Origin of the sequence: Priestia iocasae (assembly GCF_016909075.1) — a bacterium.
Taxonomy (GTDB): domain Bacteria; phylum Bacillota; class Bacilli; order Bacillales; family Bacillaceae_H; genus Priestia; species Priestia iocasae.
Genome location: NZ_JAFBFC010000001.1, coordinates 136,761 through 150,216, shown reverse-complemented (window position 1 = coordinate 150,216; position 13,456 = coordinate 136,761). Strand labels below are relative to the sequence as shown.

Here is a 13,456-nt window from a genome sequence, read left to right as displayed (position 1 = left end):
CTACGTATAAGCCTTTATATAGTATATCAAAAATTAGTTTTTAAAAACTACCTGTGTTCACATTTTTCGGTCTTGTTACAGGTGCAGAAAGCTCTTTGCCGTTATGATCAGTTAGCTTAGCTTTCCCATCAACAGTGATGGCTACACTTTCGACCCCAGCTTGCTCTGTTAATGAAAGAACAAGTGAATTAACAACATGTTGAGAGACTTTATTTCCTTCTAAATTACCTAAAATATTCTCATTAAAGTTCAATGTTACATTTCCATCTTCATATTTAGGCTCATCTAAAAGTGCTACATCAGAATTAAAGTCACTTACTAATCCAGATGTTGCAGATGGTCCTTTAATTAGCTCGTTAATAATCGTCACATACGCATTTTGCCCTTTTGCTTCAATACGTTTCGTGACAGGTACATAATACGTATCATCACCATTTTGCGCTACATAATAGAGCGTTGCTGCCTTCGTTTGCGTAATGTCAATGACGCCACTACTATCAAAGTTAATGCCATTGGCTCTGCTAACACCATCTCCAATCGGAGTATTGTTCACAGGCATCACTTTTTGATCATGACCATTAATACGAATTTTCACTTTTTCTACCCCATCAAACTGTGTTAATGTCCACGTAATGGCTTGTAAAATCTTCAACTCATCTTCGGCTTTATAATTTTTAAACTCTTTAGAGAAATCTGCAACGATCGTTCCATCTTTCTCCATGTTCACACCTACTTCTGTATCTGCAGGAAGTGGTGCTGAAAATCCATCTGGAAGCATATTCGTAACAGGTCCACCTTGTACAAGATGCTCAAGCACTTGCTTAGCCACACCCTCTTGCTTTGGTAATTCAAACGATTGTGGAACGACATACCCATTTTTATCAATTAAGTAAATGTCCCGCTTAATTGTCTGTGTTGCTTCTTCTTTTTGATCCCCTTCTTCTTTTTCATTGCCTTTTCCATCACTTAAACCTGGATCATTTTCTAGTGCTTGCTCATCTTCTACATACGTAACATCTTTTGGTGGATCAATTTCTTCTGACACTTTCTCTCCACCGAAAAGTCCACAACCTGAAAGAAACACCGATGTAGCCACAAATGTGGATGCTAACGTTATTGTTGTCTTTTTGGACATTCTTTTCCCTCCTAAGACGGTTTGTACTATTATGTATACGAGCCTTTTACTAAATTAGACCGAGTGAATCTATTTTTTTATAGACAAATCAAGAGCAGATTACCCTTAAAGGAAAGAAAAGAGGGATAAGTCATCATTTATACAGCAGTCTGCAAGGATAGTAAGGGCAAGAGAAAAAGATATAAGTGATACTGAATAGAAAATAAAAAAAGATGGTGCTGCTTTCAACACCATCTTTTTTGTATAGCCACTAAAATTTGATAATGACCACATCATTTACAATCTTAATCGAACTGCTTGCTGGCCAGCTTTCCATCTCATCAAACATAGTGCTATTGCGAAGTTCTTCTAACTTCTCTTCATCCACTCGATATAATTGCTTTCCAAACTGATTCGCAAGCATGTATTCGTAATGGTAAGGTTGAAATAAAAAGGTGTCTCCCATCGCTCCAGTCATCGATGGAATATTCTCCGCTACGTTAATAGAACTCATCTCCGTTTTCATTGAAATGCTCCCTAAAACGGCAAGCTGGGTTGCATTCTCATATCCTTCTGTTTGCTCTATTCGATCAAGGATCCGGTTCATCACTGCATATGATCTTTCATACTTTAAAGACATATTAAAATAGGCAATGTTACTAATGATTGCGAAGTTAAAAATCGTCAAAGAAAGTAAAACTACAACACTCCATGAGTAGGCATTGTTGATCGTAGAAGAAACATCAAGTCGGTCATACACAATGATAGGCAATAGATAGACACTCACTATTGACATGACCATCAGCATATGGTAATCAACCCCGGGTGATATAAAATAAAGCATATAAACGAGAAATGGCAAAGAGAAAAGACAAGCGAATAGTACCCCCACTTTTGCCGGTTGAGCATAAAGTTTATTCTGAAGAAAGCACCATCCTATCATAAAAGCGATAACAATGAACAATCCTACATTTAATAGTTCAAACACATTCACTGGAGCATCGGTAACAAACCCTCTAAAGAAAAACTCTAGAGTAGAATCTTTTATCTTCACCACTTGATCAAGTACACTTCCTGATGATTGACCAATCTCATCTAGCCCTTGATAGCTTGTAATTTTCCCACTAAACATGTGTTGATAGGTTTTAAATGTAATAGCATACATTCCCATGCCAATACCTGTCATACTAACAAAGCGAACAATATATTGAAAGATTGATTGAATTGAACGATCAGTTATCAGTAATTCTCGAATGAGCCAAACGGTAATGAACATAAGAAGTAGTGGGAGATTTGCTTGATAGACTCCCACACTAATATAAAAAATGAATGAAGCTGGTAGAAAACCCAATCGGTATTTCTTTGTAATTACAATCGCTAGTACAGCCAAAAGGTTACCTGCCATATATCCGTCTGCGGTAAACATATAGGAGAAGGTGGCTGCTACGGTAGGAAATGCAACAATAAGACCAGCCGTTAGTACAATGGATAGCGTTTTTCTAAGATCAAAAAGCTCTGTCACAACGACCGTCATAAGAGCTAAATAGAAAATAGCAAACAAGCCATTGATCCAAGGTAAATCAAAGAACGAACTAATTCCACTTAATGGACCTAAAAAGAATCGTCCAGACTGGAACTTTAGCTGTGTGTTATAAATATTCGTTAGTCCATCATGGTTTGGTAGCATATTTGTAAAAACGTACATATGTGTAAGAAGGCCAAGAACAATTGTTGATATGAATGCTACTTTCCATTCTTTTTTTATACGTTTTTTTAACATGTTCAAAAATTCCTCGGGCATACGTAAACTCCTTATTACTTTTTCTCTTTAATCAAATATTGAGGTCGACGTTTTGTTTCATAGTAAATGCGCCCAATATATTCACCAATGATTCCTAGAAACAATAATTGAATGCCTCCTAGAAGAATAATGGCAGAAATGGTCGTAAAGTACCCTGGGGTCTCTACTCCATGGAGAAAATAATTAATAAGCGTAATTAAAATATAGATGAAGCCAAAAAACGTAATCCCCATTCCGCTATAGATTGCTATACGTAATGGTTTATTATTAAAAGATAGAATTCCATCCATTCCATAATTCAATAAACTTCCAAAACTCCATTTACTCGTACCTTCTATACGAAGTTGATTATCGTATTCAATTGTTTTCTCATGAAAGCCTATCCATGAGAAAAGTCCTTTAGAAAAGCGATTGTATTCTGTCATTTTCAACAAAGCATCTAGTGCTTGTCTACTTAATAAACGAAAATCTCCAACACCATCTGTAATGGTTACATCCACAAGTCGGTTAATAAACTTATAATAAAGATTCGTCAATTTTCGGCGAACAAACTTTTCACCAATACGATTGCGCTTTGCAATGACTTGATCATAGCCTTCTTCGTAATATTCCCACATAGATGGAATAAGAGAAGGTGGATGCTGTAAATCAGCATCAATTAATACAACGGCATCACCAGAAGCATACTGAAAGCCTGCCAAAATAGCTGCCTCTTTTCCGAAGTTACGACTAAATGAAATATAATGAACGCTTGAATCTTGATCGGCTAGTTTTCTTAATTGCTCAAGCGTTTTGTCTCTACTTCCATCATCGATAAAAATATATTCAACTACAGCAGGAATCAATTTCATGAACTTTTGCGCTTCTTCATAAAATTTGTTAACGGTTTGTTCTTCATTATAGCAAGGAATAACAATACTAAGTTTCTTCACAACGTTTCCCCCCTTTTTATGATTTTAATATCTTTCGTGATATAAGGAAGGTAAACGGAATGGCTATCCCTGAAGCAAGTAGGGGCGCTAGCTTATTATCAATATGAAGCCACTCTGTTAACACATAGAGAGCACTCGTTGATACAGATATGTTGACCACATACGTTAAAGGAAACTGGAAAAACTTTTTCCAACTAGGCTTTGAACGATAAGTGAAATAAGTATTTAGATAGAAAGATCCAACCATACTAATCAGAAACGCAAACCAATGCCCAATTAGATAGTGAATGGACCATAATTCTGTAAATAACAAATACCATACATAATAATGAAATGTATTAAAAAAACCAACTATAATAAACTTTATCGTTTCATTTTTTAAAATTTTTTGCACGATGCTGCCTCTTTCCCTATATTCCTACTAACATATTAAACGAAAGCCTATTTTTTCAACAACTTGTATATTATAACATAGGATATTAAACTGGAAACAGACACAAAAAATCCTTGTCTCTCAAATCCAAAATATTTATGAATGGATAGAGTAACAAGGATTTATAGTCATCATTTAGCACCTTATAATGCAATATGATGAACGTGTCGAACTGGTTGTTCAAACCACTTTGATGCAATAGACTGAAATAGCTCTGTCGATCCTGTTGTTAAAAACTGATGAACTGGCTGTTCTTCCGTTTGATTCAACAAGTTACTGTAAGACAAAATGGCACTCACTTCACTCGCCGTTTCTTCACCTGAACTGATGAGTTTCACTTTATCGCCAATAAAGTTTTGAATGACTGGTTTCAGCAAAGGATAATGTGTGCAGCCTAAAATCATTGTGTCAATCTCATAATGAGTAAACGGAGCAAGCGTTTCTTTTACAATTCGCTCTGCTTCTGCTCCTTCATAATTACCGCTTTCAACAAGTGGGACAAACAACGGACAAGCAAGGCTTTCCACTTCTACTTCGTTATGAAGTTCTTTGAGAGCATGTGTATATGCTTTGCTTTTTACAGTACCATTTGTTCCAATGACACCAATTTTATGATTTTTCGTTACTTTTAATGCAGCTCTCGCTCCTGGTTGAATTACACCTAGTACCGGAATGGTTAATTGATTTTGAATTTCTTCTAATACAACGGCAGTAGCAGTGTTGCAAGCGATGACAAGCATTTTAATCTCTTTGTCTAGTAGATAGTTTGTCATTTCCCATGTAAACGCACGAACTTCTTCTGTTGGTCTTGGGCCATATGGACAACGAGCCGTGTCACCCATGTAAAGAATTTGTTCTTTAGGAAGCTGTCGCATAATCTCTTTTGCTACTGTTAAACCACCAACACCAGAATCAATCACTCCGATTGCTCTATTCAAAAAATCGCCTCATTCTTCTTTCATTTCATAATGTAACTTTTGTAGACTTTTCTGCAATAACTCAATGTCTTCTTCCGAAAAGTTCACAAGTACGCCACGTAAATAATCTTGACGTTTCTTAATAACCTCAGCGATAATACGCTCGCCTTCTTCTAATAAATGAATGCGTACAACACGACGGTCCTTTGGATCTTTGACTCGCATCACAAGCTTACTCTTTTCCATTCGATCAACTAAATCCGTCGTTGTACTGCATGCTAAAAACATTCTATTCGACAATTCTCCAATTGTCATATCACCATATTCTAAAAGCCACTGCAAAGCAATAAATTGCGGTGGAGTAATTGTATAGTTACTTAAAATTTCACGACCTTTTTGTTTCACGATTGTCGCTATGTAACGTAGTGACTTCTCAAGGTCTGCTACGATTGGATCGTTCTGATCTACTGCCATAATCATATCCTCTCTTAATCAAATTAACGTTTAGTCCTTATTATTGTGTCTGTTTTTCATTGAAAATTCAAGAGTATAGATGAAGAAAAAACAACGAGATTAAGCCTAAAGAGTAAAAAATACTACGTTATGTCTAATCTGGCCCTGTTATTTATTCCACAATTAACCGAATTGCATTCCCAGAAGGATCCTTCGTTATGATTTCATTATCTTTCACTTTAATGGTTGCTCCTATTTTCTCTAACCGCTCTATCACTTGTTCTCTATATACAATGGTAGGAAAGACCAGAGTTGAGAACTTTAACCCTACACTATTTTTCGGTGCAGGTGGTGCTCCTATCCCATTCCATGTATTTAAACCTATATGATGGTGATAACCATTTGATGAAAGAAACAACGCCTGATCTCCATATCTCGTCGTCACATCAAATCCAAGTCCATCACAATAGAAAGATTCCGCTTCATGCAAATTGGATACGTGCAAATGGATATGACCCATAATTGTACCATGTGGTATCTGTTTCCACGTTTCTGTTCGTTCAGCTAATAATCCTTTTCCATCCAAAGGTTCTGTGGCCATGATGAGTTCGCCGTCCTCCCACCTCCACGTATTTGATGGACGATCTATATAGATTTCTATGCCGTTCCCATCTGGATCCGCTAAATAAATCGCTTCACTAACTAAATGGTCAGATGCTCCTTGTAAAGGATATTCAACTTGAAGAAGGTGAGTTAACATATTTGCTAAGTCGTGTCGATTCGGCAGCAATAATGCAAAATGATACAACCCTGTTGTTCGAGATGGTTTTGGCAATACACCTTCTGGTTGTTCAATCGTAAGAATAGGCGTTTCCCCGTCTACTGTTAATATAGCTGCTTGAGATGTTTCTTTCAGTACCTTAAAACCTAGAACGTCGCGATAAAATAGTAAGGAACGATTAAGATTTTCAACTATTAAATGAACATTTTTAATAAACACAGCCGGTGGACAATGAAAATTCAAATGCATTCAGCCCTCTCTAAATTTAAAATCCATTCAAATTAAACTTACTTTATGTAAGTTAATATAATTTTAAAACTAACTTCCGTCAAGTATATTCATTTTAATTAATAATGAATATTTTTTGTGCTATACTAAAGCAATAGGAGTGAGCGAATATGAATGAATCCATTTTGTGCCCAAGGTTTGAAAAAGCAATGGCGCTATTCAGTCAACGATGGACTGGCTTAATTATTTATCAATTACTTTCAGGTCCTCGGCGCTTTTGTACAATTGAATCATCTATCTCGGTTAGTGGTCGTGTACTTTCTGAACGATTAAAAGATCTAGAGCAGAAAGGCATTGTAAAACGAGAAGTCTTTCCTGAGACACCTGTACGAATTGAATATTCTTTAACTGAAAAAGGGAAAGCTCTTGCACCCATTATGAAGGAAGTTGAAAAATGGGCTCAATCTTGGTTAAGCAGCGAAGATTTAAATTAATCGTTATATAAATAGCCGCTCTTTCTGAATGAAAACTCATTTAGAAAGAGCGGCTATCTTTATAGATTTAAAGAGGTTTACAAACTCCAATGACTTCCATCGTCGTTTCACTTGTAAATAAAATCGACTTAATTTTCACCACTCGAAATGAACGCCCCGATGAATCCCGATATATGTCTCCTTGTTTCATATTAAATGGAATGTGCCTGTGCACGCGAAACAGACGAGAAACCATATTTTCCACTCCCTTAAAGTCAGTCACCTACGTTTTAGGAATAGTACTTCTTTTGCAGAAATACGACTATCCCTTTTTCTTTACTTTATGGTTAAAATATATGGTTTTTTATTCATTTCATTACTAATCACGCTTATCTTTGGATTTCTGTGCATAGTGCCAGCATACTAGACTTATTATCCTTTCATTCGTAATAAACGAAGGCTGTTTAAAATGACAATTAAAGCTGCTCCTGTATCACTTAATACCGCAAGCCATAATGTTAACCAGCCAGGGAAAATAAAGGCCAATGCTACTGCTTTAACAATCAATGAAAACCAAATATTTTGCTTAATAACGGTCAAAGCTTTTCGACTTAATTTAATCGTATGAGGAAGCTTCTCAAGATTATCTGCCATAAGAACAATATCAGCAGTCTCCATTGCCGTATCTGTCCCAGCTCCCCCCATGGCAATTCCAAGGTTTGCGGTTGCTAAGGCTGGTGCATCATTGATTCCATCCCCCACCATTGCTGTTGGATAGCCTTCACTTTGAAGCTGCTGAATAGCAGATACTTTATCCTCTGGCATTAAATTCGCAAAATAGCGGTCAATCTTCGACTCTGAAGCAATCTTTTTTGCCGTCCCCTCATGATCTCCGGTTAGCATAACCAATTGATTCACACCTATTTGCTTTAAGTGCTCTAGTGCTGACAGGGTTGAGTTTCTCATTTGATCTGCAATCCCAATGACACCTAATAGGTTATGCTGTGTTCCTACAATCACCAGCGTCTTCCCTTCGGCTTCTAGTTGCTCAACTTGATTCATAATCTTTTCAAGTGGTGCACCTATTTCTAAAAAGAGCTTTTTGTTTCCAGCATAATAAATCGTTCCATCAATAGTAGCTTGAATTCCTTTTCCGGTAATTGCTTTAAATTGATCACCTTGTAACGATGAAATTCCGCGTTTATCTCCATCATTCACAATAGCTTTTGCAATTGGATGATTAGAATACTCTTCTAACGTTCTTGCCACCGATAATAATTGTTGCTCGGTTCCATCAACAACAAAAACCGTATCAACTGCTGGTTTCCCTTCTGTTAACGTACCGGTTTTATCAAAGGCAATGGCTTTAATACTACCGGCAGCCTCAAGAAATGTACCACCTTTAATGAGCACGCCATTTTTAGCTGCGTTTCCAATAGCCGAAACAATTGCAACAGGTGTCGAGATGACTAATGCACAAGGACAAGCTACAACAAGTAATTCTAGTCCTTTATAAAACCACTCACCCCACTCACCCGTTCCAATTAAAGGTGGAATAATCATCACGGCTAAAGCGAAAAGAAAAACAATCGGTGTGTAAATGGCCGCAAATTTATCCACGAATGCCTGCGCAGGTGCTTTCTTTTCTTGTGCTTCTTCAACTAGGTGAATAATTTTGGCAATGGTTGTGTCTTCTACAACTTTTGTGACCTTGATTTCAAGAGAACCACTTTCATTAATTGTACCTGCATAAGCTATATCCCCTATCTGTTTGTCCACAGGGATTGATTCACCTGTAATAGGTGCTTGATTTACACTCGACTCTCCCTTTACAACCTCTCCATCTAAAGAAATACGATCTCCTGGCTTAACAACAATTACATCCCCAACCATAATTTCTTCTACGTCTTTTTTCACAAGCCGTGAACCTTGTTTGACCCATGCTTCAGGAGGTGCTAAATTCATTAAGTTTCGAATTGATGATCGTGTTTGTTCAATGGATCTTGTTTGCAAAGCTACTCCTAATGCAAATAGCCATACAACGGTCGCTCCTTCTAGCCATTCTCCAATGAGTACTGCACCAAGAGCTGCAACAGTCATTAACACATTCATATCAAGAGAGCGACTTTTCACCGCGTAATATGCACTTCTTGCTGGTTTGTAGCCACTGACAACCATCGCAACCGCATAAAGGAGGGTTGTGAGAAAATCAGCCACTTGAGCATAAGAACCTGCGAATCCTAATGCAATAAGAATACCAGAGATAATAATTGAGTTATTTTTCCCTTTTGTTAAACTTGCCTCAGTCGTGCCTCTATTTTTCGTGACGAAAGTAGCAGTATAGCCTGCTTTTGATACTTCTTTGATAATGTCTTCTACACTGTTTTCATGTTCAATTTGCATTTTACCGGTAGCAAAGCTAACCGTCACTTCTTTAACATCAGATATTGTGCGCAAATGTTTTTCAAGCGTTTTAGCACAAGCCCCACAATCCATGCCTTCAATTACATAGGTTTTCATTCGCTTATTTTGTTGAAGAGGCTCAATCTCAAAACCTAACTTTTCAACTTGAGAAGGGATGGAGGAAAAAGCAGAGTCTAAACTTGCAGCTACTTCCATCCTTCCTGTGCTGTAATTGATTTTAACGTCTTGAATATCTTTTAACGTTTTTATGCTTTTTTCAATCGTTGTGGCACAGGCTGGACAGTCCATTCCATACACACGGTACGACGCTTTTTCACCATCAAATTCATTTATGCTTTCATCAGAGCGATCGTTAGTGGAGCAACAGCTAGATACCGAATCGAAACTTGCTTCACCCGTTGATTGACAACAAGTAGAAGCTTCTTTTGTGTTCGGTTTATCTTCTGATTTTGAGCTGCAACAACTTGATGTTGATTGCGCCGTAGAATCTTCTTCTACTTTTGAACTGCAGCAACTTGTCGATTCGTTTATTATCTGATTGTTGCTACAACAAGAGGTTTTTTTTACATTTTCTTCGTGTTGCTTATCTCTGTCTTCTCTCACGTGTATTCACTCCCATTTAATCCCTACAAAGACGAATTAGCTTCGTGTTTTAAGTTCTTCTTGATGAGCAAACAAAACTTGTATTAATTGTTCAATGTGTTCATCATCTAAAGAGTAAAAAGCCATCTTTCCTTCTTTACGATATTTAGCAATGCCCATATTCCGAAGAAGGCGCAAGTGATGCGATGTAGTTGCGACTGTTGCTTCAATAATATTAGCTACGTCACACACACATAATTCCCCACCTTGATATAAGGCAAAAACCACTTTCATTCTAGTTTCATCAGCTAAAGCCTTTAGCAACTTTGCAGAACGCTGAATATCTTCTAATATAATCAAAGATTTAACTTCTGTGACTTTTTCCTCGTTAAAACAATAGGTCTCACAACGGTCCTTCGTCATAACATCCCCCTTAATATTCAAATCATTGTTTGATTATAATATATGCCAATTTAATTAAATGGTCAAACATTCATTTGAATATTTGTATATTTTCTCTCGATACTGTTATTGTGCTTGGAAGAAGACTTTTCTATAATGAAGGAAATAAAGGGAAAAGGAGATCGTAACATGCATGAAGAGGAGTTACACCTAAATCAAGATTACAGTCTAGACGAAGAAACGTTGTTTATTGTGTCTCAAACGTTTAAAGGCCTTTCTGATCCAACTCGTCTTAGAATTCTTCATCTCTTGTTTGAAGGAGAACATTCAGTGAATGAAATTGCTGAGAAACTATCCTTGCTTCAATCTACCGTATCCCATCAACTTCGCTTTTTAAAAAATATCCGATTGGTGAAATTCAGGAGAGAAGGTACGACAATGTTTTATTCTCATGACGACGAGCATGTCGTTCATGTTCTGAAACAGATGATTGACCATGCACGCCATATGTAAGAGGGTTATCACTGAAATAGACAAAATACCTGGCTCACTACTTATGACTATAGCTGAATGTAGTGAGCCAGGTATTTTTTTAGTTACAATGATCTCCGTTTAAACAAGTATAACCTTCAACATCGATTTGAATGGTAGTATGATGCAAGTTAAATTCATCATGTAAGACTTTTTTAGCTTTTAAAAGAAGCTTTTGATGATCCGTGTCTTGCTCTACAACAAAATGACAGCTAAGACTAGGAAAGTCAGACGTAATAGCCCAAATATGTAGGTCGTGTACGTCTTTTACTTCATCCAAGCTAAGCAGTGTATCTTTTACTTCTTTGACATCAATGTTTGATGGCACACCTTCCATGAGAATATGAAACGCATCCCTTGTGACACGCCAACCACTGATAATGATTAACACCGCTACAATAATACTTGCAAGTGGATCAGCCAGGCTCCATCCCAAAAACATAATAAGAAGTGCAGCTACAATTGCACCAACTGACCCTAACATATCACCAAGAACATGTAGAAACGCACTTTGAACGTTTAAGTTTTCATCCTTGTCACCTTTCATAAGGATATACGCGGCTAGCATGTTTACAAGAAGACCTATAGAAGAAACAATTAACATGCCTGTACTTACTACTTCAGGAGGATCTAAAATTCGTTGATATGCTTCCCAAAAAATATAAAGAGAAATTGCGATAAGCGTCATCCCATTGATAAATGCAGCAAGAATTTCGAAGCGTTTATAGCCAAACGTCTTTGAAAGAGAAGCACCCTTTTGTCCAAACGTAAGAGCTAAGAAGCTTAACCCTAATGCAGCAGCATCACTTAACATATGCCCCGCATCTGATAATAACGCTAAGCTGTTTGTTAAGATACCACCAATTACTTCAATAATCATATAAGCTGTAATAATGAAAAACGACCACTTTAATGCTGATTTATTGTTACTTCCATGATGATGTCCATGAGCTCCATGACTATGCGAATGTCCCATTAAATCCTCCCCTTTATATGAATATATGTACATATATTTATATATTATGACAAACTCAAAATGACGTGCAAGCTTACTGTTTATTTTTGCAAACTTCTTTTTCTTTTATAAGTACTCTCATTCATTCATTAACAACATCACTTCATACGCTTGATAAAACAACCTTTCATCTTTAGAAAACGCCATATAAATAGCCGCCTTTTTTATGATTTCTCACAAAAAAGGCGGCTGTGTGTATCTGTAACTCAATCCTCTTATAAAAAAAGGAGCTCTATAAGATTAAAACAGATTCAGCTTTTATGCACAATTAACGTCTTCACATCAATGAGGTACATTTGCACCATTTTATGAGATGATAGTAATTATGCTTTTGTCCATTTAGGTTCTAATTCAATACCTGCTGCTTTTAATGTTGTGTAAACAGGGCAGCGTTCATCCGTAATACGTTGTAGTTCGTCTACACGCTCTTGTGTCTCAGACGTTTTCACTTTTGCTTCAATTGTTACTTTTTCAAAGTATGGCTTTACACTTTTGTCGCCCATTAAGCCACGAGTATCTAAAATCCCTTTAATATCAAATTCAATTCCTTGTAGATCAAATTGAATTTCTTTTGCTACCATGTTAGCAATAACGTTTTCGCATCCTGCTAATGATGATAGTAATGTAGCAAGTGGATCAGCCGCTTCGTCCTTACCACCCATGTTTTTTGGTTCATCAATAACTACTTTATGTTTACCTGCCGTTAAGACTGTTTGCATTCCATCTGTATTTCCTGTTACTTGTACTTTTGTTTTAGTTGCCATGTTGAATACCTCCTAATGTTTTATACATGCTTATTGTACGAAAAATAGTTGATACAATCTGTAAGGGAGATTACATTTGCTATCTTCAATAAAAATATTCTTACGTATAAGAAAAATAAAGATTACACACCTTCTTCACATGTTGATTCTATTATTACCGTATGATGTTTTTTTAACTTGCAAGATGTTCAAATCTTTTATGATTATGTTTCCTTGAATAAAGACAGGGGCAGTTATTTCTCCCGCCTTTCTTTTTAATTCCTTAGCTGCTTGTCGGTTATGCAATAAGTTAATTTCGTCAAACTGTATCTCTTCTTTTACTAAATGTCTTCTTACTTCAAAGCAATTGTGACATCCGTCAATGATATAAAGTACTGGTTTCACTTTTACATTCCCCCCTAATGATACGATAAAAGATGGTGAATCATTTTTCAGTAATGTACCTTACTGAATATACATAACACATCGTTATACTAGATGTATTCAATAGAAGATAAACAAGTTGAAAAAGAAGGGATATTTCGTCTATTATTTCTACTATGCTTTTAAGTATTTGTCATATATGTATGTTACTTTCACTACAATCAAAAATTGTTTCAATAGAAA

Annotated in this window: 15 protein-coding genes; 2 read left to right on the top strand and 13 right to left on the bottom strand. The window is 36.5% G+C overall.

Annotated features, from left to right (window positions below; genetic code table 11):
• Nucleotides 1–40: 40 nt before the first annotated feature.
• From JOC83_RS00710 to JOC83_RS00680, 7 genes are all read right to left on the bottom strand, one after another.
• Nucleotides 41–1,135 carry a GerMN domain-containing protein gene (locus tag JOC83_RS00710; protein ID WP_205182553.1) on the bottom strand — a complete coding sequence of 365 codons (1,095 nt, stop codon included), beginning with the start codon at nt 1,133–1,135 and terminating at the stop codon, nt 41–43.
• 250 nt (nt 1,136–1,385) lie between these two features.
• Nucleotides 1,386–2,894 (bottom strand): glucosyltransferase domain-containing protein, encoded by a 1,509-nt coding sequence (locus JOC83_RS00705; RefSeq protein ID WP_239583253.1) that lies wholly within the window; start codon nt 2,892–2,894, stop codon nt 1,386–1,388.
• A gap of 35 nt (nt 2,895–2,929) precedes the next feature.
• Nucleotides 2,930–3,847 (bottom strand): glycosyltransferase, encoded by a 918-nt coding sequence (locus JOC83_RS00700; protein ID WP_205182549.1) that lies wholly within the window; start codon nt 3,845–3,847, stop codon nt 2,930–2,932.
• Between the two features lie 16 nt (nt 3,848–3,863).
• On the bottom strand, nt 3,864–4,241 hold the full coding sequence (locus JOC83_RS00695) for a GtrA family protein (RefSeq protein ID WP_338038854.1): 378 nt from the start codon (nt 4,239–4,241) through the stop codon (nt 3,864–3,866).
• Nucleotides 4,242–4,423: 182 nt separating this feature from the next.
• Nucleotides 4,424–5,218, bottom strand: a complete 795-nt coding sequence (racE, locus tag JOC83_RS00690) for a glutamate racemase (protein WP_205182547.1) — start codon at nt 5,216–5,218, stop codon at nt 4,424–4,426.
• 9 nt (nt 5,219–5,227) lie between these two features.
• The gene (locus JOC83_RS00685; RefSeq protein WP_205182545.1) at nt 5,228–5,671 is read right to left on the bottom strand and encodes a MarR family winged helix-turn-helix transcriptional regulator; all 444 of its coding nucleotides are present in this window, start codon (nt 5,669–5,671) and stop codon (nt 5,228–5,230) included.
• A 151-nt stretch (nt 5,672–5,822) separates the two neighbouring features.
• Entirely contained in the window at nt 5,823–6,674 is an 852-nt protein-coding gene (locus JOC83_RS00680; protein ID WP_205184697.1) for a VOC family protein, read from the bottom strand.
• 155 nt (nt 6,675–6,829) lie between these two features.
• On the opposite strand from JOC83_RS00680, the gene JOC83_RS00675 reads away from it, so the two are divergent.
• On the top strand, nt 6,830–7,153 hold the full coding sequence (locus JOC83_RS00675; protein ID WP_205182543.1) for a winged helix-turn-helix transcriptional regulator: 324 nt from the start codon (nt 6,830–6,832) through the stop codon (nt 7,151–7,153).
• A 67-nt stretch (nt 7,154–7,220) separates the two neighbouring features.
• On the opposite strand, the gene JOC83_RS00670 is transcribed toward JOC83_RS00675, so the two are convergent.
• From JOC83_RS00670 to JOC83_RS00660, 3 genes are all read right to left on the bottom strand, one after another.
• On the bottom strand, nt 7,221–7,388 hold the full coding sequence (locus JOC83_RS00670) for a hypothetical protein (RefSeq protein WP_205182541.1): 168 nt from the start codon (nt 7,386–7,388) through the stop codon (nt 7,221–7,223).
• Nucleotides 7,389–7,564: 176 nt separating this feature from the next.
• Nucleotides 7,565–10,159 (bottom strand): heavy metal translocating P-type ATPase, encoded by a 2,595-nt coding sequence (locus JOC83_RS00665; protein WP_205182539.1) that lies wholly within the window; start codon nt 10,157–10,159, stop codon nt 7,565–7,567.
• A 36-nt stretch (nt 10,160–10,195) separates the two neighbouring features.
• Nucleotides 10,196–10,561 carry an ArsR/SmtB family transcription factor gene (locus JOC83_RS00660; RefSeq protein ID WP_205182537.1) on the bottom strand — a complete coding sequence of 122 codons (366 nt, stop codon included), beginning with the start codon at nt 10,559–10,561 and terminating at the stop codon, nt 10,196–10,198.
• 168 nt (nt 10,562–10,729) lie between these two features.
• On the opposite strand from JOC83_RS00660, the gene JOC83_RS00655 reads away from it, so the two are divergent.
• On the top strand, nt 10,730–11,053 hold the full coding sequence (locus tag JOC83_RS00655) for an ArsR/SmtB family transcription factor (RefSeq protein WP_205182535.1): 324 nt from the start codon (nt 10,730–10,732) through the stop codon (nt 11,051–11,053).
• A gap of 79 nt (nt 11,054–11,132) precedes the next feature.
• On the opposite strand, the gene JOC83_RS00650 is transcribed toward JOC83_RS00655, so the two are convergent.
• The 3 genes from JOC83_RS00650 to JOC83_RS00640 all read right to left on the bottom strand — a co-directional run bounded on the left by JOC83_RS00650 (nt 11,133) and on the right by JOC83_RS00640 (nt 13,234).
• A complete protein-coding gene (locus JOC83_RS00650; RefSeq protein WP_205182533.1) occupies nt 11,133–12,047 on the bottom strand; it encodes a cation diffusion facilitator family transporter in 915 nt (304 codons plus the stop codon).
• 362 nt (nt 12,048–12,409) lie between these two features.
• Nucleotides 12,410–12,850, bottom strand: coding sequence for an OsmC family protein (locus tag JOC83_RS00645; protein WP_205182530.1), 441 nt, complete (start codon nt 12,848–12,850; stop codon nt 12,410–12,412).
• A gap of 135 nt (nt 12,851–12,985) precedes the next feature.
• Nucleotides 12,986–13,234, bottom strand: a complete 249-nt coding sequence (locus JOC83_RS00640) for a glutaredoxin domain-containing protein (protein WP_205182528.1) — start codon at nt 13,232–13,234, stop codon at nt 12,986–12,988.
• Between the last annotated feature and the right edge of the window lie 222 nt (nt 13,235–13,456).